Raw genomic sequence first — 26,184 nt, 5'->3', positions numbered from 1 at the left:
CTATGAAGATCACAGAAATGGCGCTGCGCGCCAGCAGACTCACCTACCTTGCCGCGGTCATCATTCTTGTTGCCGGCATTGCCACGTTTCTCAATTTCCCTTCGCAGGAAGAGCCATCGGTCACGATTCGAGATGCGGTTGTTGCCGTTCTGAACCCTGGCATGCCAGCCGAACGTGTTGAGCAGTTGATCGCGCGTCCGATCGAGGAGCGTTTGCGGGAGCTGGCCGAGGTCAAGCGTGTAACCACAACCGTTCGCGCGGGCGGGGCCGTCATACAGGTCACGATCTGGGAGCGGTACACCGACCTAGCCCCCATATGGCAGCGCGTTCGCGCGAAGGTTGCCGATGCTCAGCCTCTGCTTCCACAGGGTACGTTGGGGCCATTTGTCAACGACGACTTCGGCCGTGTTGCCGTGGCCTCCATTGCGGTGACCGCGCCGGGCTACTCCATGGGCGAAATGCGTGTGTCGTTGAAAGAGATGCGCGATCGCCTATACGCGCTTCCCGGCGTTGATCGCATCAGCTTCTACGGCTTGCAGGAAGAGCGCGTCTATCTCGAATTTGATCGACCAAAACTAGCCCAGCTTGGATTGACCCCACAAGGGGTGATCGATCAACTCGTTAAACAAAACGTCGTGCTTTCAGGCGGGCAAATCGCCATCGGTGGCATCAACGCTTCGCTGGCTGTTAGTGGAGAGGTTCGCGACGCCGCTTCGCTGCGCGCGTTGCCGATCATGATGGCGCAAGCTCAGGGTGCGCGCGGTGCTTCGCCTGCTCCTTCAATCTCACTGGGAGAGCTTGCGCGCGTGCAGGTACAACCTGCAGATCCTCCCGAGTCTGCTGCAGTCTATAAGGGCCAGCCTGCCGTAGTGATGGCAGTGTCCATGACCTCGGGCCAGAACGTGGAGCAATTCGGCGTAGCCCTCAAATCCCGTGTGGCCGAGCTTGAGAAACTTCTGCCCGCAGGTTTCGAGCTCTCCTATGTGACATTCCAGGCAGACGTCGTCAAACGTGAAATGGGCAAGATGAACCAGGTGATGATCGAAACGATTGTCATCGTGCTCGGCGTCGTCGTCCTTTTCCTGGGATGGCGCACAGGATTCATCGTCGGGATGATCGTGCCGCTTACCATTCTGGGGGCACTGATCGTGATGCGCGCGCTGAACATCGAGCTGCAAAGTGTTTCGATGGCAGCCATCATCATCGCTTTGGGGCTCTTGGTAGACAACGGCATCGTGATTGCCGAAGACATTGAACGGCGCTTGGCAGCCGGTGAAGACCGCAAACAGGCTTGTCTCGAAGCGGGTCGTACCCTCGCACTGCCGCTGCTGACGTCCTCATTGGTTATCGTCATCGCCTTCTCCCCGTTCTTCTTCGGCCAGAGTGCGACGAGTGAGTATCTGCGCTCTCTCGTCATTGTCCTCGCGCTCACGTTACTCGGATCTTGGCTGTTGTGTCTGACCGTCACTCCACTGCTGTGCTACCACTTCACCAAAGTGCATCATCAACCGGCGAATGACGCGCAAACCTACAACACACGCTTCTATCGCGGCTATCGCAAGTTGCTTGAGTGGGTGCTTGACCACAAGGCGATCTACGTTGGTGTGATGACGGGTGCATTGGCCGTAGCTCTGTACGGATTCACGACACTGCCATACGACTTCTTGCCGAAGTCCGACCGAGTTCAATTCCAAATACCGGTGCAGCTCGCCCCTGGAACGGATTCACGGCTCACTCTTGCCAAAGTGAAGGAAGTGAGCGGCTGGCTCGGTGATCAAGAAATCAACCCCGAAATCACGGATCACATTGGCTACGTCGCTGACGGTGGGCCGCGCTTCATCCTTGGGCTCAATCCCCCATTGCCAGCATCGAACATCGCGTACTTTGTCGTGACGGTCAAGGCAGGCACCAACATTGACGTCGTGATTGCCCGAACTCGGGCTTACTTCGCGCAGCATCATGGAGATGTACGCGCAGAGCCTCAGCGGTTCTCGCTAGGCACTACCGAAGCCGGCACAGCCGTCTACCGGGTCAGTGGGCCGGATCATGAGGTGCTGATGAATGCGGCGGCGAAAATTGAGTCCGCGCTACGGGAGCTGCCAGGTACGGCCAACATCAAGAACAACTGGGATACCCGTGTCGGCCGTCTCGATGTTCGGGTCGATCAAGATCGTGCGCGACGTGCTGGCGTCACCACCGACGACATAGCTGCCTGGCTTGGCACCCGCTACATCGGCCAGTCGATCTCTGTGATCCGAGATGGCGATACCAGCGTGCCAATCGTGATGCGCGGGACGTCCAATGATCGGCGCAGCACTGCGGACGTTGGTTCGACGACCATCTATCCAGCGTCGGGTGGCCAGCCGGTTTCCCTGGCGCAAGTGGCCGATGTCACGCTCGCTAGCGAGCCGTCTGTGATCCAGCGCCGCAATCTCATTCGTACAGTCACAGTTCAGGGGCAGAACACCGCATACACCGCGCAAGAGATCGTGGATCACCTCGCACCTCGGATCGCCGCAATTGAACTACCTGCAGGCTATGCCATAGAGCTTGGTGGAGAAATTGAAGAATCAGCTGAATCGAATGCTTCGCTTTCGCACTACATGCCGTTTGCTCTTCTGGCGATGCTGCTGCTGTTCATCTGGCAGTTCAACTCGTTCCGCAAGCTGATCGTCATCCTAGCAACCATTCCGTTCACGTTGATTGGTGTCGTGATTGCATTGAAGGCGACAGGGACGCCTTTCAGCTTCATGGCGACCTTTGGTGTGCTCGCGCTTTTTGGAATCATCGTCAACAACGCTGTTCTGCTGCTCGAACGCATTGAACAGGGCCTCGCGGAAGGGCTCGCGCGGCATGAGGCCCTGGTGGGGGCGGCGATGCAGCGGCTGCGTCCGATCGTGATGACGAAGGTGACCTGTATCGCCGGTCTGGTGCCACTGATGTTGTTTGCAGGTCCGCTGTGGAAGGGCATGGCCATCGCCATGATTGGTGGCTTAGCGCTTGGCACTCTCGTGACGCTGGGATTGATCCCGCTGCTCTACGAAGTGCTGTTTGGGATGAAGTGGCCCGGCAGAAAGCAGCGTCAAGAAGCGACGCGACATCCGACGCAGCCGATTTAAACCATCTGATCAACGTGTTAGGCCCCGTCATGTCCCGTAGCTGGGGCAACGCAGGGGGCTGATTCAGCGTTATTGGAAAGACTCTAGGAATAAAACTAACTGTCGCCAACCTGCCGATTTTGTCGATGGTTGGATGGCTAAGTTTTTCTGAATAGATTTGGAGAAATACATGAACCCGCTGATGTGGAATCCATGGCTAGTGCTTCTGCTTGCTGGACTTTTCGAAATAGGTTGGCCACTCGGCCTCAAGCTGGGTGCAATCAATGTGGCGATGCGCTACGTGGGGCCGGCCATTGCGGTTGCCTGTATGGCAGCCAGTGGATTTTTCCTATGGCTATCACTCAAGCATATTCCCATGGGAACAGCCTATGCGGTCTGGACCGGCATCGGTTCACTAGGTGCATTTCTTGTGGGTGTGTATGTGTTCGGTGACACGGCTTCCTTGATACGTTGGGCCGGCATTGCGCTTGTTGTCTCCGGAATTGTCTGTTTGAAAATGGGATAAGCGAAACTTTCTATGAATACCTCTATTTCACCGGCCCGGCTCCTTCTGGTGCTAAGCCTTGCTGCGACCTTGTCTGGCTGTGCATCAAACGGAATGACGAGATCTGCGTTTCTTGGTAATTACGATGCATTGGAAAAAACGAAGTACGAGAACGTTTTACTCTTTAAAGCGCCTGGCTTTGAGCCCCGTCATTACCGGGAAATAGTAGTCGAGGGTGCTCAGATAGTGACGGGAACTGGACGCATTGATGGTCTTGACTCGGAGCAAGTGCGTGAGCTTCTCGATCATGTCAACAGTGAACTGCGACACCTCCAAACCAAGTCCGAAGCTCCCTCCTCGTCAGGCCGCATACGTGTGCGTGTGGCAATTACGACCATTGAGACACCTAATCGAGCAGTCAATACCCTAACGACGTTGCTTGTTGGGCCAGTGACAACCGGCGGAGCCAGTTTGGAGTTCGAGGCAGTAGATGAACAAACAGGTCGTCGAGTTGCTGCTGCTAGCTGCTTCGGGCACGGCAACGCTCTCGCTGATTTCAAAGGGTCCTATACACTGCTCGGACATGCAAAGTCTGCAATCTCCACCTGCCTTGAACAGATCAATAGCGCTTGGAGAAGTGCTGACTCGTGAATAGCATTTATTCCATACCTGCGCGCGCCACAAGCAAAGTGCGAGAAACCCCATTAAGAGGGTTGGTGGGGTGCCTTTCTTGGATCGCCAGCATCATTCTGAATTCGCTCGGTTCCACCGCAAAATTGCCGTGGCCTTTCGTTCTTTTCTATTCGAGAGGTTGCGCGATGCTATTTGCGGGGGTAAAGCGACTGGAGGCGTGTAGATCCACGCGGTTGGGTTTGGCCTGCGCGATGGCGATGGTAGTTCTGACAGGGTGCTCCACCTACCGTCCTTGGATCAACCCACCACTTTCCGAGGCCACCTTAGTGGCTTCCGCCGAGGGCGACCAACGCATCCGGCCGCCAGAGGTCAACCAACCGGTCGTTGTCGCGGTAACACTGTCAGGTGGAGGCGCGCGGGCGGCGGCCTTTGGCCTGGGCGTGCTGCGCGAACTCAAGGCCACACGCTTCGCTCTAGAGGGCCAGGAGACAACTCTGCTGGACCAGGTGTCTTTGGTCAGCGGCGTGTCGGGGGGCAGCATCCTTGCCGCGCATTTCGCGGCATTCGGCGATGCCACGCTGACTCGTTTCGAACCGGATTTTCTGCTTGTACCCTTTGAGGCGCGACTCGTACGTGAAGCTCTCTGGCCTGCGCGTCTCTATCGACTAACTTCACCTTGGTTTGGACGCAGCCAGATCTTGGCTCAACGCCTGGACGAACTTTTCGAAGGTCGCACCTTTGGTGACGTGCGTCGACGACCGGGCGCGCCCGATCTGATGATCACGGCAACCGACCTCACTACCGGTGCCCCTTTCGATTTCACTACCGAGCAGTTCCGGCTAATCTGTTCCGACCTCGATGCCACGCCGCTGTCTTTCGCGGTGGCGGCCTCGTCGGCAGTGCCGCTGCTGCTGTCGCCCGTAACGGTACGAAACAACGCGAATACTTGTCCGCCGCCTCTTCGATCTTTGCCTATCCGTGGGCAAGATTTCAGATCACGCATCCTGCAAAGCAGCATAGACAGCTACCGCAATGCGCAGGATCGGCCCTTTATCCACCTCGTAGACGGTGGTGTCTCCGACAACCTCGGCGTACGTCTGATGCTAGACCGGCTAGTAGCCTCGGGCTCAATGAGCGCCAACTTCTCGGACGTCAAGCCCGGAAGCCTGCGCCGACTCGTGTTGGTGACTGTGAACTCCGAACGCGGCCTGAGCGAGCGCGTGGACAGTAGCGACCGAGTCCCCAGTACGACGCAAGTACTTGAGTCGCTGATCTTCGGTGCAGGCGCTCGCGAGACCCAGGTGACGCTGGCCATGCTTAACGACGACCTGCAGCACTGGCGTTCCGAGATTGCTCGCACCCGTGGCCAAGCGGACAGCCCCTTTGCAGCTGACGCAGAAATCCATGTAGTAAGCGTAAGTCTGAACGACGTGCCGGACGACAAGATCCGGCACTCGCTGCTACGCGTGCCCACAGCCTTCACAATCGAGGCCAAGGATGTCTTGGACCTGCAAACTGCGGGAAGCGAAGCACTGAGGCAATCCGAGGAGTTTCTGGCGCTGATTGAATCTTTAAAAAGAATCTCGACGGGCAAGCAGACAGTGCCTAGGACTCAGCTCCCCTTGATATTTAAGTGATACCGATACCGGGCTTTCGTCCGAGTTCCCAAGAGGCACTTCCGCCGATAACCTTGGCGGCAAGCTGTTGCCCCAGCCGCGGCTCAATCACCGGCCGCCACGGCACTAGGCTGAACCCCATGCCGTCATCGAGCATCGCGTAGCGCCCGCTGGAGAGCATGACGGAGCGCCGGTAAATGCCGGCGACGCGCTGGCCGTCTGTGACAGAGCGATGTTCCAGGCCGGTTTCCGCCGCAATGTCCTTGGCGGCTTGTGCCAGTTCCCGACTGCGCAGCGTGCCCAGCAGATTCCGGGCAAGGATCACGCGCTGCCCGCGCCGCTCGGCTAGCCCTTGTTCGGCCAGGAAGTTGGCGCGCTGCTGCATAGCCTGCTTGGCGTCGCCGCCAAAGCCCAGTTCGCCCAGCCCACGACCGCCGCCGATCAATTGTTGGTCGAGCCAAGTCGCGCCGATCACGCGCACCTGCCGCTCGATGGGCAGATGCGTTTTCAGCTCCACGGACACACCGCCCAGCCGTTGCGCGTCGTACTGACGGCCACGCTCGGCCATGTCGTCCGGCACCTTCCATAGCCCTTCGGCCACGCGCTCCACGACGCCGGCCCGGCGCAGGGCTTCCAGCCGCCGGACGTGGGCGGCGACAACTTCCTGCGGGTCGCGTCCGGGTACTGCCCGGCCTTGCTCGATCGCCAGGTGATGATCGGCGCGGTACAGGCCATCGCTCGCCAGCGCGGCGATGTTCTTGTCGGCGGCGCGCACGTCGGCCGAACCCTTCACTTCCACCACCGCGCCCGTGGGGTAGTTCGCCAGCTCGTCGCGGGCGTTCAGCGTGACGTAGTGGGCCTTGCCATCCGTGCCGTCGATGACCAGATAGCCCCGGTCGTGCAGCTCGTCGGCCAAGCCCTTGGCGGCCACGCGGCCGAGGATGGTTCGGCCGTCGTCGCCTGGCTCGAACACCGCCAGCTCGCGCGGCTCGCCGCGCATGGCGCGCTGCATGGTGCGGATGATGTCGCCGCGCTCGCCCAGTGCACGCAACGTCTTCTCCGCGTCTGTATGGACGGCCCAGGTGCCGGGCTGCACCTCGTCGGCCAGGCCCAGGCGCTGCAAGCGTTGCAGCCGGCCGATCAGCAGCAGGCGCTGGCGTTGTAAGTCCGGCTCATTGAAGCGTTCGATTCGCACCCTGCTATCCTCGCCGGCCTCGCGTTGCAGCGTGCGATCGAGGCTCGTCCATCGCTCCTGTTCGACCTCGCGCCCCAAGGTCTGGTGGATCTCCAGTTCGGTGCGCGGCCCCAGCCATTCGGTCGCCAGTTCGGCGGCCCGATGGCGAAAGCCGTGTGCGATGTAGTCGCCCGCGATGATGAGGTCTTTGCCGGTGTCGTCGCGCCCGCGCACGATCAAGTGGGTATGCGGGTTGTCGGTGTTCCAGTGATCGACCGCGACCCAATCCAGCCGTGTGCCCAGGTCGGCTTCCATGCGGTTCACCAGATGGCGGGTGTAGGTGCGCAGGTCGTCCAGCTCCACGCCGTCTTCGGGGGACACGATGAAGCGGAAATGGTGGCGGTCATCGGCGCAGCGTTCCTTGAAGGCGTCCAGGTCGGCTTCGTCGGACTGCGGTCCGTAGGCCTGGCCAGGTTCGCCATCGCGGCCCGCGCCGTCGCGCTCGACGTACCGCAGGTGTTTGGCGAGCGACTGCGGGCTGGCCCGCTGGTGATTGACCAGCAAGGTCTTGATGGTCACGCGCCGCGACATGGGCGTTAGCTTCGCCCCGGCGAAGCGCGCTGCCGTGTGGCCGCGCCCGAGCCGAGAGCCGGGGCGCTGGCCGGTGCCTGCGGCCCCAGGACGGCGCACCGCCGACTTGCCGCTGCTGGCTTTGCCAGCCTGCTTGAGCACCTTGGAAACGAAGCTCTGCCCCTGGCCCTTGCCCCGGTTCTTCGGGGCGCTGGGGCGCACCCGGAAATCGTCGTCGCGGCGGTCGGTCATCGCCATTCTCCCGGCAAGCTCAGGCGTGTCCTGTCGTGCGAAGCACGCGGGCATGCCTGCATTGGCGCGACCCTCGCGCCGAACGCGGCACGGCGGCAAAGCCGCTCCGTGCTGTGTTCCCCCCATGTGCAGACAGGCTTTCGACGCGGCCCAGTGCCGCGTCCTTTTGTCTTGCCTTCCGCCTTTGCCCTTCGCTGTCGCTCCAGGCACCGGCGGCCCGGCGGCGCTGCTGCGTGAGCAGCCAGCGCGCCGGCGAACGCGCCAATGGCCGCAGGCCGGGCGCGTTCGAGGCAAGACGCCTGCACGTTGGACGGCTGCGCCGGATGCTGCGCGACGTGCGGTGCGAATGCACCAGCACGGCAACCGCGACGACACGGCAGCAGCAGCGAGAACGACATGCCCGATGGCACGCCGGAGCGTAGCGAATCGGCGGCCATCATGGGCGTATCTCCAGCCACACCGGATGCGCAATGCCGATCACGGCGGATGCGCTGACCGGGCCGAAGTAACGGCTGTCGAACGATGCTGGATTGGTCACGCTCAACAGGAACAGCTCGCCCGGTTCGAGGCGGCGGCAAAGTTGCAGGGACGGCAGCGCCCGGCCCAGCCGGTCGGCAGGCAGCACGGCGGCGGAAGGCACGCCGTCGATGCGTACCTGACCGGCGACGATGCAGACGTGTTGCGGCGCGACCGCGCCCACACGTTTGAGCAGCGGAACGCGCGTCGGCAGATAGCCGCGCTGCGCAGCGAGCGCGGCGGCCGTGGCCGAAAGCGGCACCAGCACGATGTTGTCCACGGACAACGGGCGTGGCAATGAGGCGGTGCGCGGGTCGAACGGGTCAATGCGATACCAACCGACCGCCACGCTGTCGGACGGGTTGTAGGTCAGACGCGGCAGCGGCGACACGAAAGCCGCCCAGGTCAGCGCAGCGAAGCCGATGGCGGCCAGTGTCGCCAGCACGATGCGAGCGCGCAGGCGTGAGCGAGGACGCGGTGGTACGGCGGGCGCGTTGGCCGTGGTGGTCGGGGCCGTCATGGCAGCACCTTCCCGGCCAGCCAGGCGGTATGCCGCTCGGCGTTGTATTCGGGCAGCGCAAGGCGAGCCGCAAGACGGTTGCCCAGCGTGCACCAGTACGCGGGCGACACGTCGATGGCGGCGATGCCCAGCGCCTCGATGCCGTCGATACGTTCCAGCACGGCGCGCACGTTGGCATCGCCTTCGGCGTGCAGCAGCAAGCGTGCACCCGGCTGCACGCCGGGGATGCGCTGCGCCGCGTCCAGCGGTGTGCAAGCCTGCATCACCATGAGTTGCCAGCGGATCGTGCCGTAGTCGTTGGCCTGCCAGCGGATGCGGCAGAACATCGCGCTCGGCAGGAACACCGCGCAGCGCCGCCAGTCGTCCAGGCGCAGCGTGCGTGCGGGTTCGCCGAAGCGCAGGTAGAGCTTGAAGCGGTGTTCGAGATAGGCCAACGAAACGCGCGTCAGCGGCACGTTGCCGGCCTGTCCGGCGAGTGCTACGGGATGCAGCGGCAGCGCAGCCGGTGCCGCGTTCGCGGCAGGCAAAGCGGATGCGGTCATGGTGTGTTCTCCGGTGGAAACTCCCGCTCCAGCAGACCGCGCAGCAGGTCGGCCACGGTCACGCCTCGCGTGAAGGCCAACACCTTGATGCGCGCCCGCATGGCGGGCGTGATGTCGAGGGTCAGGCGCGCGGTGTAGAGGTCGCCTTTGCCCAGCGCGTCGGCATCGCCCTGACGAATCCACGCCTCGGCGTGCGGATTCGCGGGCGGACGCGCGCCGATGCCGACGCGCTTGCCCGTGCGTTTGCTGTTGGGTGGCTGCTGCGCTGTCATGTCGGCCACCGCAGCAGTTCGTCCACCAGGGCGGTGATCTCGCGGGCGGCGGCACTGTCGGGCGCTGTCTCGCGTGCGAGCCGGCCAGCGGCCACGCTGTCGGCGAACACGATGCGCTGATGCACTTCCGAACGCAGCGCGGGCAGCGGCTGTTCAGCCAGCGATTGCCGCGCTTCGCGCCCGATCACTGTGGTGCTGACGCGCCGGTTGATGACGAAGGCCGCGCGCAGCGCAGGCCGGAACACCTGCGCCTCGCGGATCAGCGCCACCATCTCGGCACTGGCCCACAGATCGTAGGGGCTGGGCTGCACCGGGATCAGCACGCGCTCGGCCGCCAGCAGCGCGGAGCGCGCCAGGGCGGCGATGCGCGGCGGGCCGTCGATGATGACGTGATCGGCCCGCCTGGCGAGTTCTGGCGCTTCCTGATGCAGCGTTTCGCGGGCTAGGCCCACGGCGCTGAACAGCCGTGGCAAGCCTTGCTGACTTCTGCGCTGTGTCCAGTCCAGAGATGAACCCTGCGGGTCGGCATCGAGCAGGACGACATGCTGGCCGTGTAGCGCCAGCTCGCCGGCGATGTGTGTGGCAAGCGTGGTCTTGCCGACGCCGCCTTTCTGGTTGAGCAGCGCGACGATCATGGCGTGGCCCTCCAGACTGGAAAGCCAAGCTTTGCCTGCCGTGCAAAACGCTGTTCGCCGTGCCGTTTCGCGGTTGTCCACCGAAACGGCGCGCTTCTACTACAAGTTATGTATTTCTTGTTAGGGAAGTTAGAGGGGCCGCAAACCCGCGCCGTTATTGGCTTCCCGGCGTTTTCGTACTCCTGATAGCACGATAGGCGTACTCCCGATAGCACGATACCCGGTACTCCTGATAGCACGAGGCCGTCCACACCTTTTCCCCGACTTATCCCCGTGCCGTGTGCAGCACGGGCCGGAACGTCAGTAGCTCCATTCCGTCGTCCGGCATCCGCTCGATGCCCAGGACGTAACCGGGCAGCGACTGCCGCGCCACCAGGACGCGCAGGTCGTAAGCGAAGTCGGAGAAGCGCGCAGCGCTGCCCGACTTGCGGTGCAGGTACCGGAAGTCGAATTGCCAGCCGCCCGGCTGCTTGCCGCCGTGCTTGCGCACCAGACGGTACAGCCAGCGTTCGATCCCGCCCTTCAAGCGGAAATAGGCTGGGTCGATGGTCAGCACCAGGGCGGCATCGAGCACGCCCGCATAGAACCAGTCCGGCAGGATCAGTTCGATGCCCAGCGGCACGCCGCTGGCATCGGCCAGCTCCTTCCACTCGTTGATCCACGAGAAGCGATGCAATCGTCTTCCCGTGGTTTCGCGGATGGACGTGGCCACGGTGGTCGATTGCAGCCGGTCGAGCGCGGCTTTCAGGCGCTGGTAGTCGTTGAGGGACGTGCCGCGCCCGATGAAGCGCAGGATCTCGTAGGGAGTGGCGCGTATCCAGCGCGACGGGCGCAAGCCCGCGTCGCGCGCCTCCACGATCTGCGAGGCGGCCCAAATCAGCAGGTCGGCATCCCATATCGTTGCGATGCCGTGCTCCTGCGTACCCTCCACGCGGATGGTGATGCCGCCGGCGCGGAAGTCGATCGGCGCGGTACGCCGCGACTTCGCCAGCGAGAAGAACGGAAAGGCCATCAAGTCCTGGCTGTCGCGGGGTGCCATGTCGCCCGGCAGCGCGCGGAACAGGTCGAGCTGTTCGCGCTGCAAGGCTTGCCCTGGCGGGCTGGACATGGCGACGGCCACCCACGCGCCAGCGATCAGCGGCCATCACGGTAATCGCCCGCGTGGCGTTCGGCATATTCCGGGTCGGAAGTCGCCTCGTAGCTGCGCTGGTCGGCCCAGGCATCGAGGTCGGACACCGCGTACATGACGCGGCGGCCGAACTTGCGGAACTTCGGGCCGCCGCCGATCACGCGCTGTTTCTCCAGCGTGCGTGGCGACAGGCGCAGGTACTCGGCGGCTTCGTCGTTGGTCAGGTAGCGTTGGGGCTGCGCAGGCGCAGCGACAGCAGCGGCGGCAGGCCGCAAGGGAGCGGGTCGCATGGGATGTACCTCCATCAAGCCCGGCCACACCACGCGGCCGGTTAGAGGCACTTTCAAGAAAGCGAGGCTGCTTGCTAAGGGACGATCTACGGGGGACGCGAAACGTCCCCCCCTACTGCAACGGCGGCGGAAGCTGTGCCAGGCGGCGATAGCCGCCACGCATCAGCGCATCGCCACGACGTACCAGCCGCCGCACGCGGGCACGTAAGGCGCTGTCCTTGTGCCAGTCGGCGGCGACGGCATCGGCGCCGAACAGCCCTTCGGCCACTTCGCGCAATGACGCGCCCGCCAGGGTCGCGTCGAGCGTCTGCAAGGTGTGCAGTTCCAGCACCGCGGCCGTCGTGGGCCTGGAACGGGCCGCCGCCGCAGGCGTGGCAACCGTGGCCACGGCCAATGCGTCCAGCTCGGACGCGAGCGTGCGATAGCGCGCGCAGGGCGTGGCGCAGGCGCGGGTGGCGTAGAGGTAGGCCATGCCGTCTTCCAGGCCCGGCGCGAGCGCGAGCCGCAGGCAGCAGCCGGGCCAATGCGACACCAGCACCAGGCGCTTGCCGTCGTGGATCAGTTGCTTGCGGCCAGGGACGCGCCAGAACTCGAAGGCATGGGCTTCGGGTGGCGGGTCATCGTCCGGGTAAACCTGCACGACGGCATCGTGATCGGGAAACCAGGCCGGATGCGCGTCGCGCGCATCCAGGGCTGGGTCTTCCAGCAGGCGCAGGCCCCACGCCTGCGCCGTGTCCGGCCGGCGGCGGCGGCGCAGCCAGTCGCGGCGGTAGTCGGGATTTCGGCGCAGGTATTCCCACGCCAGCGCAGGGCCGTCAAGGTGCAGAACGTAGAGATAGGCCGCTGTCGGATACCAGTGTTCGGCGCTGCGATCAGTCATGGCGAAACCTCCCTCTGTTTGGGATGCGTCGCCACGATTTCCGCGATGCGGGAACTATCGAAATGCCATCAGGTCGTCATCAAAATTGGTTAGGCTGTAACTGTCGGTGTCAAGACCATTTGGCTCTGCGTGTTGCGGAAATCGTCTGAATGCGACGGCTACGCCTTCAGGAAAATGACGCGCAGCACCGAACACCGTGCCGCAGCCCGCGCCCAAGATCAGGACTGTTTTCAACAGGATCGCACCACTTCGGTGCAAGAATGCGGATTCAGACCTGCACGGTCTTGATCAAGATTGAAATAGTCACGATGCGCCCCGGCTGGCTAGGCCGCGCTGGTTTTCATCAGTCCGTGATCGCGCCGTTCTCCTGCGCCAGCCGGACGTACTCCGATAACGGGCGCACCGCCTGGAAATACCGATCCCGCCGCACCGGCAGCTTGCGCGGCCCGACGATGCCCGCCAGGTCGGACAGCTTGACCATCCCGAGCTCAGGCATACCGATACCGAGGTCGATCAGGCCGTAGGCCGTGTCGCCATCCGCCGGGTCGAGCGACACCAGCAGCCAGGTCACATGCGCGTCCGGGGTGAACAAGCGCACCACGGGCAGCGGGTCGAGCCGCTGACCAGCGGCGAGCGCCGCGCCGTGGGCCAGCAGCCGGGCGCGTTCATCAGCGGTGACAAGCGGCAGGGTCATGGGCAGCTTCTCCACGAAACCGACGATGCGCGAATGCGCTTTGGTGCCGAAGCGCAGAACTGCCGAAACGCATCCGTGCATTCGTGTGGAAGCACCGATGTGCAAGCCATCGCATCCGTAGAAGAACAGAAGCGCCGAAGCGGAATTGTCGGAAGCCGGAAAGACACGGATGCGATTCCCCGGTTCTGTCGGAATCCGCATCTGCGGATTTCCGTAAAAGCACGAAAGCGGGCCTTTCAGCCATGAATGAACACTATAGATTGTAGCCCTATAGGGCGCAATGGGCTGTCATCTTGGTTTTTATGGGGAAACCAAGTTAGTGACAGCGAAACACTCATTGGCAACGGCAATACGGACAGTCAGGAAGGCGCGAGGCTTGAGCCAGGAAGCGTTCTCCGACGTGTCCAGCCGCACCTATATGAGTACGCTGGAGCGCGACTTGAAAAGTCCGACCCTGCACAAGCTGACCGAGCTGTGCGAGGTCATGGAAGTGCATCCGCTGACGCTGTTGACGCTGGCCTACGCCGGCGACGACACGCACAAGGCCGACGAACTGCTGGCGCGGGTGCGCCAGGAGTTCGAGGCCGTGCTGAAAGAGCGCGACGCGCCCTAGCGCGTCTGAATGCCCGCAAGCGGAGCGCGCAGCGCCGCCAGGCGCGAAGGCGTGAGGGATTGAAGCCGAATGGACATGACGCCATTGGCGGCATGGGGCGCAGCCCGAAAGCCCGGCGGCGCAATGCGCCGACACGCCATGCTGTTCCTACTGCCACGGGCTTCGAGCCATTCGACCATCACCAATGCAATGCTGGCCTTGGACATGCGGGACATGGGGCAACTGCCGAAACCCTGTGCGTGCGATGCTGCGATCAGCAGCACCGCGCCCCGCCGCAATGGGCGGGGCGCGGTGGGCGGCCGTCAGGCCGCCTTGGGCTTGCTGCGCGACCAGATGAGGTCGTGCGTGTCATTCTCGCCTTCGATCAGGCGGGCATAGACCGTCGCCGGGAATGAAGGATCGTCGATGGCCACCGACAGGTAATCCCGCCCGGCCTCGCTGGTTTTCTTCCACGCCGCGCCGAAGTCGTGGCCGGCCGCTTGCAGGCGGAAGTCCGGGGCGCTTTCGTTCTCGCCCTTGTCGTTGGGAACCAGCTTGACCTTGAAGTTGAGGGTCAGGGTGCGGAGCTGGCCGGTGAAGCCGTCTTTCTCTGCGGTGAAGGTGCCGATGTTAGCCATGATGATTTCTCCTTTCGGGTTGAACAAGGTCGCGCCAGTGCGTCCTTGTTGTGATCCGTCCGGCGGGGGATGGGCTGGCCGCACCGCGCAGCGGTCGCAACACCGTGGAGAACCTGGAAGCGAAAAGAATTTGTCCCGCGAGGAATGCGCGCAGCGCAGGGGGAATTGTTTTCGCTGGAAGGTTGCGGCCATGAAGCCCAGCCACCGCCAGGATTCACAACAACACAAGGACGTACTGGCCGCCCGCTCCCGAATGGAGGCATGGCCGACTCGGCATCCCCGCGCGACGGCTTCACCGGCCTGCGCCCTGACACGGGCAAGGACAATGCCCAGCGACAAGGTGAAAGCGTCCCTACTGCTGCTTGCGGCCCTTTGCGTGAGGCGTGGCGTGGAAGCTCCATTGCAAGGCCGGGCGGCGTGTCGGTGAACCGTCCTTCGTGACGTACAGGCGACGAACCGCCAGCGTCGAGGACGGCACGCTTTCGTGCAACCTGCGGCAGCAAGCCGGGGCGTAGCCCCACACGCCCGTCCATTGCGGTGGGGCGCGTTCGGAATGTCGTCGGCGCTGTGCGCCGACGCACTTATGGGCTTCGAGGGTTTCCCGCGCACAAGGTCACTTGTGCGCCGCCCCTTCGCCGTCCGCCCGAAGGCGGCGAAGGGGCGTTCTGGCTTTGGGCTTGGAAACCGGGCGCGGCCACCGCCGCGCCCGGATTTTTGACCATCGGCACCAGGGCGGAACGGCCTGGGGCCGATGCTGATGGAACAGCGAAGCGCCCCGGCCGAAACCGGGGCGCTCGGTGGTGGTGAAGGTCAGGCGGCGAGTGCGTGGGCCTGCTGCTCGTCGTCGTTGTCGATGGCTTCCGGCTCGTCGTTCGTCACCGCCTGCGGCGCATCCTGCGCCGTGGTGTCGTCGGTGCCTTCGGCCTTGAAGATGGCAGGCATCCAGCCGGTGCCATCGGCCAGCCGCTCGGCTTCGCTGGCAATGTCGGCCTTCTTCAACTTCGCCAGCCGGGTGACGTGCGCCGGGGCGTACTGCTCCACGGCTTCCAGAATCGCGGCCTTCGGCACATGCCGGAAATAACCCTCATTGGTGGGCTTCCACCATGCGGCCATGTCCAAGCCGACAGCCTGCGCCAGTTCCGCGCCCGGTTGCTGCGGCGTGGCGCGGGGTGTCACCACGTCCACCGTGACGGCCACGGATATCGCCAGCAGCCGCACCAGTTCATCTTGCGACTTCGCTAGCAGCACGGCGAACAGTTCGGCGCTGTCCTCCGGCAAGCCTTCGCCTGCTACCTGCTGCAACTCGCGCAGCGCCACGGCGGCGGGCGAATCCGGTATATCCGGGGCGATGCCTTCCAGCCGGTCTTGCGCTTTCAGGCTCACGCCCAGCGGCAAGTCGTGGCCGTAGTGGCTGCCCTGCAAGACGGTCTGCACCATGCCATGCACCAGCGCGGCCAGCGCCACTTGCGGATGCCGGGCGACTTCGATTTGCAGCGCGGCGGTGCGGTGGGCGCTCAACCGCTGCGCCAGCTTGTCGGACATGGCGGCGGTCTTGGGCTGCTCGTCGTCCTCGCCTTCGTCGTCGTTCCCGGCTTCGCTTTCGCTGCCGAAACCTTGGCGCAGGCGTTCCAGTGTGCGCAGCGCCTTGGCCTCGGCCTCGCGCATCAACCCGCGATGAATCACTGCCTGCCCGTTGCGGTCGATGGTGACGATGGCACCGGCTGCGGCCTTCACGGTCGTGCCGTAGTCCTGCAAGCCATCTTCCAGCGCCTGCAACTGCTCGCCCACGGCTTCGCCTTCTTCCTGCAAGGCATCGGCCTTTTCCTCGTCTTCGGTATCAAGCGCGTCATCCACGGCGGCGGCCAGTTCGTGCATCTTGGTTTGCAGCTTCTCGATGCGCTGCGCTTCGCGCTTGTTCGGTTCGCGGCGCTCCCTCGGCGCACGCTGGAAGGCGTGCAGGTCGGCATGGGTCACGGCGGGGGTGGCATCCACCCACGCCCAGCCTTCGTCCTTCACCTCGGCGGCGATACCTGCCAGCTTGTCTTGCGCCAGCCGTTCCAGCAGCGCGGCATCGGTCAGATACACGCCCGCGTCACCTTCCGCGAACAGGTCACGGCGCACACCACCGCCTGCGGCTCCGTAGGTATCCAGCCCCACGAAACGCACCAGCGGATGCCGGTATGCGTCAATCTCGCGCTCGGTGAGGCGGTCGCGCAATTGGGAAGGGTTGCGCTGCCACGTCGGCGCGTCGTAGAACGCGGTTTCCTGCGCGGCGTGGTCGTCGGTGATGGCAAGGGCCATCAACTGATCGAGCGTCACGGCTTCGGCGCGGTAGTCGGCCAGCAGCCGGGGCGAGACGTTCGCCAGCTTCAAGCGGCGCTGCACCACCAGCGGCGTGACGCTGAAATCGGCGGCTATGTCCTCGATGGGTCGGCCTTCGGCCACCAGCGCGGCGAATGCCTCGAACTGGTCGGCGGGGTGCATGGCTTCGCGCTGCACGTTCTCGGTGAGGCTGGCCGTGCGGGCGGTGCCATCGGCCACCAACAGGCAAGGCACTTCCCATTCCTTGCTGATGCGGCGCTTCTTCGCCAGCAGCTTCAACGCGGCCAGCCTGCGGCCACCGGCCACGACTTCGTAATGCTCGCCATCGGCGGCGGCAATGACGATGAGGTTTTGCAGCAGGCCGACACGCTGAATGCTCGCGGCGAGTTCGGGAATGGACATGCGCGGGGTCTTGCGCACGTTGCGGCCAGCAGGACGCGACACCAGCCGCGACAGCGGAACCAAAATCAGGTTCTTGGTCGGGTCGGCGGCTTCCAGCGGGATAGCGGCGGCGGTGTTGAGGGCGCGGGCTTCGGTTTGGGTAATGGCGTTCATGGTGATAACTCCTATCGGTTCAGGGATGCAGCAGCGAAGAAAGCGGCAAGGGCTGCTGCCTGCCCCTGCCGCGTGGGGAATCAGGCCTTCAACTGGCGCAGGCCATCGGCCAACATCCAGAGGGCGCGATTGAGGCGCACATCGGAATCAATGCCCTGCACGGGGCGGGTCTGCTGGCGGCGTCCGTTGGCGCTGCGGCCATGCAATCCGCCTTTGGTCAGGTTTTCTTGGGTGCGGTTGAACACGCTCCACAAGTCCGGGCGGCGGTCGTCGAACCGGCGCGGCATCAGGATTTGGCTTTCCGTGATGGGCGCGGGCTTGTTATCGGTGGGGTCGTACTTGAGGGCCAGCGCGGAACGGGCGAACACTTCGGCTTCGCCTTCGTCCAGCGTGATAGCGCGCATCAGGTCGCGGGATTCCTTCACGCGTTCGAAGCCGCTCAACACCTCGAAAGCGCCTTCGATGACAGAACCGGCCACGTCGCCCTTGTGCGGCACGCGCACATCGGCCACGGTATCGCCGCACACAAGGCCATTGCTGCAAACGAACCGGAACATTCCGGCCAGCATCTGATAGCTGCTGGTGCCGTCGTGCGAGTTCAGCAGCACGATTTCATTGGCTTCCGCGCCGTTGATCTGACTGGCATGGCGCAGGCGAATCATGTGTTTGGTGTAGTCGCGGCGGTCGTCGTGCCGCACGCGGGTTTGCGCTGCCATGAAGGGTTCAAACCCTTCCTTGCGCAGTTCCGCCAGCACGGCGGCGGTGGGAATGTAGGCGTACCGTTCGGAGCGGCTATCGTGCGGGGCCTCCGCGAAGATGGACGGGGCTACGCGGCGGATTTGGTCGTCGGACAGCGGGTAGTCACTGCGCAGCGTCGGGGAATGGGAAGCGAATCGAGATGCGAGTTGCATGGTTTTCTCCAATGAGTTGCTGTGGTTTCAAAGCTGACCGGATTCCAAGATTCGGAGCCCGTTGTGGCTTCGGTTGGTTCGGCGCAGAGACCTGGGCCGGTCCTGTTTGCCGCCGTCTTTCCTGAGTTCATCGCCCGCGAAAAACCGGGCCAGCGAGGGACTGGCCGTCAAGGGAGAAGCGCAGGGTTGGTGCGGCCCGCAGCGCAGCGAGGACTCGGCCCTGCGCGCCTTGACGGCCAGGCACCGCGGGCTACGGTCGCGGGAAAAAGCGATGAACTTGGGGAAAGACGAACAGCGGCCAATGGGCCAGGGGGTGCGCTGAAACCAACGCCGCGCGGCGAGCGCCCCTGCGTGCCAGCGGCACGCCTAGCTGGATGGCTGTTGGTCGATCAGGTGCAACCTGTTCGGTGCATGCGAGGGGCGCCAAGCAAGGCGCGGCGGGGATGGGCTGTCCAGCCGATCCCCTGGAGGGCAAGCGCCGCGCGCAGGCCAGGAGCGAAGAGACGGCCGGAGGCATCAGGGATCAAAGCCGCATGGCCGCGACTCGGCACGAGGCGCGGGGCAACGCCCGCGAGCCCGACGGCGGCACGCCGGGATGCTCTACTGTTCACAACAAAATGTAAGTGACGCAATAGTACTTATGAGCCACAATGTAGCTACATCTATTGTGAGCGCAACAATGGCAAGTAACGACGTCGTTCGTGCCCGGATTGACGGGCAGATTAAAGAAGCCGCAACTGTTGTTCTGGCTGAAATGGGGTTATCAATTTCGGATGCGATTCGGATGCTGCTGACCCGAATCGCGGCAGATAAGGCACTCCCCTTTGACATCAATCGTGTGTCGTCCGATTCTGATCGGAAGGCACCATAAGGTTGCGCTGAGGCAAGGCCCGCAAATCGTTTCTCTGAACAGTAGGGATCAAGAATAGTTCATGGCATCTATCAGACCTTCAGCATTCAATCAACGTGAGCGTTTGGACGGCGGCCCCTTCCTTGTCATTGAAGCAGCCGAACCGGAAGAGGAAGGCATTAACGTTTTCTTCACTGATATTCCCGCAGCGGAGCGCAAGCCGGATTCGCCAATAGCGAGACTGCTCAATGTGTGTCCAGACAGATTGACCATTTGGCCTCTTAATATTCGAGAAGATCGCGACGATTACCTGCAACCTAAATACGGCACCCTTGAACGCATCGTCGTCGCTCGGCCTGTTATCGAGCCCTACATACTGCCAGAGACTACTGACGATGTCGTTGGGCTTCTTGAGCAGTTGCCGGATGGGTTTGCCAAAGATTTTCGATTCGGTTTGGGGCTTCTGTGGGAATATCGGCAAATTTGCGAAACAGCCGCCAGCTTAGAAAACGTAAGCATACTCATTGTCCACAAAGGAAATGACGCGAAAATTGATTCGCCATTCTTTATTCTCGGAATAAGAAGATTTCATGAATTAAGAAAAGAATTAAATCGCATAGCCTCTCGCCACCAGAGAGACGCGCGCAAGGACAAGCAATTTCATGTCTACCAGACCTTATTACATGCTGCCGATTCAGCACAATTTCCCGCTCTAAAGAAGAGCGTAAGACCTGATGCACTAACGGAAATGACCGATGGTGGGCGGCAGCATGTGACGCTTTCCAAGCGTGATCGGCGCGCCGCTGTTCGCATGGTTCAAGACAATATAGAAGCACTGGCGGAATCTGAGCCGCGCTCGCTGCTGGCATTAAAGAATGATATTGAGCTCATCACACTGAATCAACTGATTGAGCGATACCAGGAAATGCTTGGAAAAGGACTGACGGAAAGCAAGTGGCAAAGCTTCTTTCTGGAAAATCCTTTCATACTTAGTCTTGCATTTGCCGTTCCAGCCATGCTGGTTCAGGGGCAAGCTTATGCAGGTGGCAAGCGACTTAACGGGTCCGGCGGAAAATTTTCAGATTTTCTATACGCATCCGCTTCCACGGGCAATCTTGGCCTCATTGAGATAAAAAAGCCGCAAACCGAACTGCTAGGAAAATCTCCCTATCGTGGAGATGATGTTTTTGGCCCATCGACAGAATTGGGTGGAGCGATTGCTCAAATTCTAGATCAGCGTTTCAAATTGCAGAGTGAACTACCCGTCATAAAAAATAACATGAACCGATACGACCTCCACAGCTATGCGGTTCGCTGCATAGTTGTCGCTGGCATGACGCCACAAGAGCATCAGCAAAGAATGAGGTGTACTGTCAATAGCGGACACTCTTGTTTCAAGCCACCCGCGGCTGTTTGCTGAATTTTTCAGCGAACAACGCGGGCGGAACATTGCCAAGGCGCGAATGGCGTCGCTGGCGGTTGTAAAAGCTTTCGATATATTCCTGTATTGCGGCTTTCGCGTCGGCCCGGGTCGCGTAACGTTGATGGTGCACCAGCTCGTTTTTCAGGCTGCCCCAGAAGCTTTCCATGGGCGCGTTGTCATAGCAGTTTCCTCGGCGCGACATGGACGGCTTCATGCCGAACTGCGTCACCAGTTTCTGATAGTCGTGGGCGCAATACTGACTGCCACGGTCGGAGTGGTGAATCAAGCCCGGCGCGGGGCGTTTGTTGCGCACGGCCTTCCACAGTGCTGTTGCCGTCAGCGTTTGCGTCATGCGCTCGTCCATCGCGTAGCCCACCAGCTCGCAGGTGAACACGTCCTTGATACCGGCCAGGTAAAGCCAGCCCTCGCCGGTCGCCACATAGGTGATGTCGGTCACCCAGGCTTCGTTCGGCCGGGTCGGCGCGAAAGTCTGATTGAGCAGGTTGTCGGCCACCGGCAGGTCATGATTCGAGTTCGTGGTGGCCTTGAACTTGCGCTTTTGCTTGCAGCGCAGGGCGAGCTCGCGACGCAGACGGACGATACGATCACGGCCGGCCGGAAAGCCTTGCGCCGTCAGTTCCGGCTGCATGCGCAACGGGCCATAAGTCTGCCGGCTCTGCGCGTGCACGGCCTCGATGGCGACCTTCAGGCGTGCGTCGTCCTGCGCCCGCTGCGACGGTTTGCCGTTCGCCCAAGCGTAGAAACCGCTGCGCGAGACGCTAAAGACGCGGCACATGATGGTGACAGGAAATTCGAGTCGCAAGGTCTTCATGACCGCGTACTTGGCAGCGACTCCCGCGCAAAGTACGCTGCCGCTTTTTTTACGATATCGCGCTCCATGCGTGCCTCGGCAAGCTCTTTGCGCAGCTTGGTTACCTCAGCCTCAAGCTCCGGCACGGAGCGGCTACCAGGGGCTACTTTGGGCGACGTGCCGCGCCTTGCCGCACTGACCCAGTTCGCTAGCGTGCCCTTGGGAATGGTGAGACGCAACGCGGCGTCTTCCAGCGTCAGGCCTTGTGTCAGGACCAGTTTTACCGCTTCTTCCCGAAGCTCCGGTGTGTATGTTGTTGAGCGTGTCATAAGTTCTCCAGTTGGTGAAGTTTACCAAACTAGAGTGTCCGAAAAAGTCAGGGTACCTCAGAAAGTCATTCGAGCTCGTTCGAAATGCGTTCGCAGAGATCGTGATCGTGACTTTCGATGAACTACTTGCAAGGCTAACCGAGATTAAAAATGCGCTCCAACCGATTCCTACCTTAGACACGGTGCCGTTCTAAAACCAACTGACAGTTGGCCATTCCGTAGTTGGGATCAATGGCTGCAGTGTTCAACCAATCCATCGGCCGATCGGCATGTGGATTTCAACAACAAGATTGAATCAAATGCATATATCCAAGCTCAGCCTGGTCAACTACCGGAACTTTCCCAACACGAAGCTGCTGTTCCAGAAGGGTATCAACACTGTCATCGGCGAAAATGGATCTGGCAAAACCAATCTCTTTCGCGCAATCAGATTGCTGCTTGATGACAACATGATTCGCTCTGCCTACCGGCTGGAGCATACCGACTTTCATCGCGGCCTAGGGCGCTGGCAGGGACATTGGATCATCATCAGTCTTGAGTTTGAGGAAATCTCTGCGGATGAATCAGTGCAGGCGCTCTTCCGACATGGGACGGGCGTAATTGAGGAAGAGGCGAACGGCAAGGCCACTTACAACCTGATCTTTCGTCCGAAGAAGGAAATCAGGCTGCGACTTTCTCAATTGAACGATGGTGATCAGGCAGGCCTCGACGCTATCCTGAACCCGGTCACCATCGACGACTATGAAACGATTTTCACAGGTCGGAGTGAAGCCGACTTCAACGACGAGGCCTTCTATAAGGATGTGGTCGGCGACTTCGCGAATGTTCGATTCAATGAAGAGGTTGAATTTCGTGTTATCGGCGCGAAGATTCCGAACGTGCTGTCCGTCTCCAAAGAAATTTCGTTCACTTTCGTCCAGGCGCTACGGGACGTCGTCTCCGAATTTCACAACAACCGGACAAATCCGCTCTTTTCGCTTCTGAAGGGCAAGAGCGGCGATATCGACCCCGTGGCGTTCCAGGCTATCACCGACGGGGTAAAGGCATTGAATGACTCCATCGAAGCGTTGCCAGACGTGCAGGTCGTCCGGACGGATATCAGAGACACCATCAAGGATGCGGCGGGTGAGGCGTATTCGCCGTCTTCTCTTTCTATCAAGTCGGATCTGCCAGACGAAGCTGACAAGTTGTTCCAGTCGCTCAAGCTGTTCGTTGGCGAATCGGGGGAGAGCCACGAAGGACCGATCCACGAGCTGAGCCTTGGTGGAGCAAACCTGATATTCCTCACGTTGAAACTGCTTGAATTCAAGTATCAAAAGGCTAAACAGTCGATCGCCAACTTTCTGCTTATCGAAGAGCCGGAAGCTCACATTCACACACATATCCAGAAAACACTGTTCGACAAGCTCAAATACGACGACACACAGATCATTTATTCGACCCATTCGACGCACATCTCTGAGGTCAGCAATGTTCAGAACGTGAACATCCTCGGCAGAGAAGGTGATCGTTGCGAGGCATACCAGCCTGCAATTGGCCTAAACCCAGAAGAGATCGGCAACATTCAACGCTACCTGGATGCTGTCCGTAGCAACTTGTTGTTTGCCAAGAGCGTCCTCTTAGTGGAGGGCGATGCAGAAGAAATTCTCGTTCCGATCCTGATCAAGAACGTGCTAGGCGTCAGCTTTGATGAACTCGGCATCAGTTTAATTAATATCCGCAGCACTGGATTTCAGAACGTCGCGGTTCTTTTCGATGATGCCCGAATCCGGAAGCGGTGCAGCATCGTCACCGACCTTGACAAGTCCATCATTGACACAACGCCGGCGGCGGGAGACTCCGAAGGGCTGCTCCGGCGCAAGGGCAAGTATCAGGCATCCCAGGAAAAAGGGGTCGCCAGGAAAGCGTTATTGGAAGACACCTTCAAAGATAACGGGTGGGTTTCTCCATTCTTTGCCCCCCATACCTTCGAGGTCGACTTCATTGCCGCCGGCAATGCGCGTAAGGTGGTCGGCATCCTTCCTGATGTCTACAAGGATGCACCAACCATCGCGACGGCCAAGGCGGAGCTCGAATCAGCGGACATCGCGTTGTTCGGTCAGCGCGCATTGACCATGGCGGACAACTACGGCAAGGGATGGTTTGCCATCTTGCTGGGAAAGAAGATCGATCCGCAGACCGCCATTCCGAAGTACATCTTGGACGCCATCGCTTTTGCGCATCCGGTGGTCACTAAGGAAGTCTGGTTTAACGTGCTGAGCTACCGCGTGAACTACATCGATGCAGAAGATATCTTCACTGCGTCTGCCGTATTCGACGACTTTAGGGCCAAGCTGCTGGCCTTCCGAAATGGAGACATCGACTTCGTCGGCATCCGAAACGAGATGCTTGCCACGTTCCCAGATGATCGCATCAACGATGTACTCGCGGTGTTCTGATCATGTTCATGTGGAACAAAGATGATCTGAATCCCGAGCAGGAAGCAGCCATTCTGAAGCCAGGGAGCGTCTTTCTCATCGCTTGCCCGGGCAGCGGGAAAACGCGCACGCTCACCTACAAAATCGCCTATGAGTTGTCCAGGCTGAAATCGAACAAGCAGTTTGTCGTTGCCATCACTTATACGCACCGTGCCGCCGACGAAATCCACGAGCGCATTGAGAGCCTTGGGGTGGATACATCCCGATTATGGATAGGAACGATACATTCGTTCTGTCTTGAATGGATATTGAAACCGTACGGCATCTATCACGAAGCGTTGGATCGAGGCTTCCGTGTGATCGATCAGCATGAGCGCGAGAAAATCCTGGAGGCATTGTGCAAGCCTTACCAGAAGCCAAAAATAACATTCTGGGATTGTGAGTTTTATTACACCGAAACTGGATATGTGCTCTCCTGCCCACAAGATTGGAAGCATTCGGGTCTTCACGTCATATTGGGCAAGTATTTTGAGATTCTGCACGAAAGTCGGCAGCTAGACTTTGAGCTCATTCTTTACTATGCGTACCAACTGATCGCACGTCATCCTGCGATCAGCACTCTTCTGGCACAGTTGTTCTCTTTCGTGCTGATCGACGAGTATCAGGACACCAAACGAATTCAGTATTCGATCATCACCGCCATTCTGAAAGCTGGTCAAGGTGCGACCAAGGCCTTTATTGTCGGAGATCCTAACCAGGCGATTTATCAATCGCTTGGCGGATATCCGATTGCCTTCGAGGATTTCAAGGCGATGGCCAATATCGATTTGGACGAACTCGAACTGTCGCGGAACTACCGTTCTTCTGAGCGCATCATTGAGTACTTCGGAAACTACAACGTTCACAACACACGCATCGAAGCCGCATCCGAGGACAAGGCGTACCCAAGCCTTATTTCATTCGACGACACAGTGAGCAAAAATGATCTGGACGCTGAGCTCATCCGGCTCATCCGTTTCAACATTGAGACTATGGGCATCTCACCTCACGAGGTGTGCATTCTCGCGCCACAGTGGACGCATCTTGCAAGCATGACACGTCGTTTGGTCGCCAGCATGCCGGAGTACTCATTCGATGGCCCCGGTATGGTTCCCTTTGCACGGGACACAGAGAATTTCTGGTACAGGCTTTCTAAGATTGCACTTACTCAGGCATCGCCGGGAATGTATGTGCGCAGACTGCGGTGGGCCGGGGAGATTCTGAATGACCTAGAGGCGGCCGGGGCTAGCGTGTCGAAGCTCACGCGGAGGTCCTTGTTGAGGGAGTGCAATGCAATTAAGATCGATGAAACAGATGGTCTTACCTACTTGAGCGCATTTTTCGAGCGTCTGTTTGCAAACTTAGCAATCGACTTTCGCCTTTTCACGCTGCTTCAAGAGCATCACGTTGCCTTCTTCGATAGTTCGCAAGCCCGGGTAAATCGATTGAAGAGTGAAGGTAGCGAATTTATAGGCGATATTGAGACATTCAGGAAGGTATTTCAGCATAGGACTGGAATCACCATCTCGACGATACACGGCGTCAAGGGAGCCGAGTTCGATGCAGTGATCGCTTATGCATTATTAGAAGATATGGTGCCGCATTTCAATGATCCGAACGGTCAAGAAAGCGCGATGAAATTGCTGTATGTCATTGGTTCGCGGGCAAGGAAGAACCTGCACCTTGTTTCGGAACGAGGTCGAGTTCGCCAGTATTCTGGCGAAGAGTATCAAGTAACTCGCAAGCTTGCCTCATGCAGTTTTGGATACGATCAAATTCCATAGAAATCACGAGTAGCGCAACCGCGCTCTCTATGGGATGCCCTACAGCTTTGTTTAGCGTTTGGCTGAATCATCTGCGCGCGGCTCGCTCTGCATGCCCTGCTGTCGCCAGCTCAACATGCAAGCGGAGCGCGCAGGCCCGGATCACAGTGTCGGGCCGTGGAGGGCTGGCGAATGCCAGTCCCGTCAG

General features: G+C 60.6%; 23 protein-coding genes. 9 read left to right on the top strand and 14 right to left on the bottom strand.

The genetic code is table 11. The features are described 5' to 3' along the window. Positions 1-2 precede the first annotated feature (2 nt). The 4 genes from CLU90_RS26775 (at position 3) to CLU90_RS26760 (ending at position 5,873) form a co-directional block, all read left to right on the top strand. Positions 3-3,119, top strand: coding sequence for an efflux RND transporter permease subunit (locus tag CLU90_RS26775; protein ID WP_100429258.1), 3,117 nt, complete (start codon positions 3-5; stop codon positions 3,117-3,119). A 169-nt stretch (positions 3,120-3,288) separates the two neighbouring features. Then, positions 3,289-3,624 (top strand): DMT family transporter, encoded by a 336-nt coding sequence (locus CLU90_RS26770; protein ID WP_080750184.1) that lies wholly within the window; start codon positions 3,289-3,291, stop codon positions 3,622-3,624. Positions 3,625-3,636: 12 nt separating this feature from the next. Next, on the top strand, positions 3,637-4,254 hold the full coding sequence (locus CLU90_RS26765) for a DUF3313 family protein (RefSeq protein ID WP_036412908.1): 618 nt from the start codon (positions 3,637-3,639) through the stop codon (positions 4,252-4,254). Then, on the top strand, positions 4,251-5,873 hold the full coding sequence (locus CLU90_RS26760) for a patatin-like phospholipase family protein (RefSeq protein ID WP_232731342.1): 1,623 nt from the start codon (positions 4,251-4,253) through the stop codon (positions 5,871-5,873). The genes CLU90_RS26765 and CLU90_RS26760 overlap by 4 nt, the downstream gene beginning before the upstream one ends. Here the strand turns inward: CLU90_RS26760 and CLU90_RS26755 are convergent. The 9 genes from CLU90_RS26755 to CLU90_RS30225 form a co-directional block, all read right to left on the bottom strand. Continuing rightward, the gene (locus CLU90_RS26755) at positions 5,866-7,848 is read right to left on the bottom strand and encodes a relaxase/mobilization nuclease domain-containing protein (protein ID WP_100429576.1); all 1,983 of its coding nucleotides are present in this window, start codon (positions 7,846-7,848) and stop codon (positions 5,866-5,868) included. The two genes, CLU90_RS26760 and CLU90_RS26755, sit on opposite strands and share 8 nt — an antisense overlap. A gap of 436 nt (positions 7,849-8,284) precedes the next feature. Next, a complete protein-coding gene (locus CLU90_RS26745; protein WP_100185505.1) occupies positions 8,285-8,884 on the bottom strand; it encodes a S26 family signal peptidase in 600 nt (199 codons plus the stop codon). Further along, the gene (locus CLU90_RS26740; protein ID WP_100185504.1) at positions 8,881-9,426 is read right to left on the bottom strand and encodes a DUF2840 domain-containing protein; all 546 of its coding nucleotides are present in this window, start codon (positions 9,424-9,426) and stop codon (positions 8,881-8,883) included. Before CLU90_RS26740 ends, CLU90_RS26745 begins: the two co-directional genes overlap by 4 nt. Continuing rightward, positions 9,423-9,698, bottom strand: a complete 276-nt coding sequence (locus CLU90_RS26735; protein WP_100185503.1) for a chromosome partitioning protein ParB — start codon at positions 9,696-9,698, stop codon at positions 9,423-9,425. The genes CLU90_RS26740 and CLU90_RS26735 overlap by 4 nt, the downstream gene beginning before the upstream one ends. Then, positions 9,695-10,333, bottom strand: coding sequence for a ParA family partition ATPase (parA, locus tag CLU90_RS26730; protein ID WP_100185502.1), 639 nt, complete (start codon positions 10,331-10,333; stop codon positions 9,695-9,697). The genes CLU90_RS26735 and parA overlap by 4 nt, the downstream gene beginning before the upstream one ends. Before the next feature lie 265 nt (positions 10,334-10,598). Continuing rightward, a complete protein-coding gene (locus tag CLU90_RS26720; RefSeq protein ID WP_100429575.1) occupies positions 10,599-11,441 on the bottom strand; it encodes a replication initiator protein A in 843 nt (280 codons plus the stop codon). A 26-nt stretch (positions 11,442-11,467) separates the two neighbouring features. Next, entirely contained in the window at positions 11,468-11,752 is a 285-nt protein-coding gene (locus CLU90_RS26715; RefSeq protein WP_004883058.1) for a helix-turn-helix transcriptional regulator, read from the bottom strand. Between the two features lie 112 nt (positions 11,753-11,864). Next, positions 11,865-12,632: a DUF2285 domain-containing protein gene (locus tag CLU90_RS26710; protein WP_004883055.1), complete on the bottom strand. Its 768-nt coding sequence runs from the start codon at positions 12,630-12,632 to the stop codon at positions 11,865-11,867. Positions 12,633-12,975: 343 nt separating this feature from the next. Continuing rightward, positions 12,976-13,326 carry a DUF2958 domain-containing protein gene (locus tag CLU90_RS30225; RefSeq protein ID WP_028699139.1) on the bottom strand — a complete coding sequence of 117 codons (351 nt, stop codon included), beginning with the start codon at positions 13,324-13,326 and terminating at the stop codon, positions 12,976-12,978. A gap of 319 nt (positions 13,327-13,645) precedes the next feature. Between CLU90_RS30225 and CLU90_RS26700 the strand changes: the two genes are divergently transcribed. Continuing rightward, complete coding sequence (locus CLU90_RS26700) at positions 13,646-13,939, top strand: helix-turn-helix domain-containing protein (protein ID WP_064717570.1); 294 nt, start codon at positions 13,646-13,648, stop codon at positions 13,937-13,939. On the opposite strand, the gene CLU90_RS29515 is transcribed toward CLU90_RS26700, so the two are convergent. The 4 genes from CLU90_RS29515 to CLU90_RS26675 all read right to left on the bottom strand — a co-directional run bounded on the left by CLU90_RS29515 (position 13,936) and on the right by CLU90_RS26675 (position 18,344). Then, on the bottom strand, positions 13,936-14,154 hold the full coding sequence (locus tag CLU90_RS29515; RefSeq protein ID WP_103790875.1) for a hypothetical protein: 219 nt from the start codon (positions 14,152-14,154) through the stop codon (positions 13,936-13,938). The genes CLU90_RS26700 and CLU90_RS29515 overlap by 4 nt on opposite strands. Positions 14,155-14,241: 87 nt before the next feature. Further along, on the bottom strand, positions 14,242-14,556 hold the full coding sequence (locus tag CLU90_RS26695; RefSeq protein WP_004883051.1) for a DUF736 domain-containing protein: 315 nt from the start codon (positions 14,554-14,556) through the stop codon (positions 14,242-14,244). 810 nt (positions 14,557-15,366) lie between these two features. Beyond that, entirely contained in the window at positions 15,367-17,433 is a 2,067-nt protein-coding gene (locus tag CLU90_RS26680) for a ParB/RepB/Spo0J family partition protein (protein ID WP_004883050.1), read from the bottom strand. Positions 17,434-17,513: 80 nt separating this feature from the next. After that, a complete protein-coding gene (locus CLU90_RS26675) occupies positions 17,514-18,344 on the bottom strand; it encodes a DUF932 domain-containing protein (protein ID WP_004883049.1) in 831 nt (276 codons plus the stop codon). A gap of 640 nt (positions 18,345-18,984) precedes the next feature. Here CLU90_RS26675 and CLU90_RS26665 point away from each other — a divergent pair. Beyond that, positions 18,985-19,215: a type II toxin-antitoxin system RelB/DinJ family antitoxin gene (locus CLU90_RS26665; protein WP_050554911.1), complete on the top strand. Its 231-nt coding sequence runs from the start codon at positions 18,985-18,987 to the stop codon at positions 19,213-19,215. Between the two features lie 61 nt (positions 19,216-19,276). Continuing rightward, on the top strand, positions 19,277-20,614 hold the full coding sequence (locus CLU90_RS26660; protein ID WP_100429256.1) for a Shedu immune nuclease family protein: 1,338 nt from the start codon (positions 19,277-19,279) through the stop codon (positions 20,612-20,614). On the opposite strand, the gene CLU90_RS26655 is transcribed toward CLU90_RS26660, so the two are convergent. Then, positions 20,589-21,757 (bottom strand): IS3 family transposase gene (locus tag CLU90_RS26655; protein WP_100429255.1). Its coding sequence is split into 2 segments (ribosomal slippage): positions 20,589-21,493 and positions 21,493-21,757, totalling 1,170 coding nucleotides; the frame shifts between segments, so codons are not numbered across the junction. The two genes, CLU90_RS26660 and CLU90_RS26655, sit on opposite strands and share 26 nt — an antisense overlap. 299 nt (positions 21,758-22,056) lie before the next feature. Here CLU90_RS26655 and CLU90_RS26645 point away from each other — a divergent pair. Both CLU90_RS26645 and CLU90_RS26640 read left to right on the top strand, forming a co-directional pair. After that, a complete protein-coding gene (locus tag CLU90_RS26645; RefSeq protein WP_100429253.1) occupies positions 22,057-24,195 on the top strand; it encodes an AAA family ATPase in 2,139 nt (712 codons plus the stop codon). Positions 24,196-24,197: 2 nt separating this feature from the next. Next, complete coding sequence (locus CLU90_RS26640; protein WP_004883039.1) at positions 24,198-25,997, top strand: UvrD-helicase domain-containing protein; 1,800 nt, start codon at positions 24,198-24,200, stop codon at positions 25,995-25,997. Positions 25,998-26,184: the final 187 nt, after the last annotated feature.

Source organism: Janthinobacterium sp. 67 (assembly GCF_002797895.1).
Lineage (GTDB): Bacteria > Pseudomonadota > Gammaproteobacteria > Burkholderiales > Burkholderiaceae_D > Janthinobacterium.
This window is presented reverse-complemented; position numbering and strand designations above follow the sequence as displayed.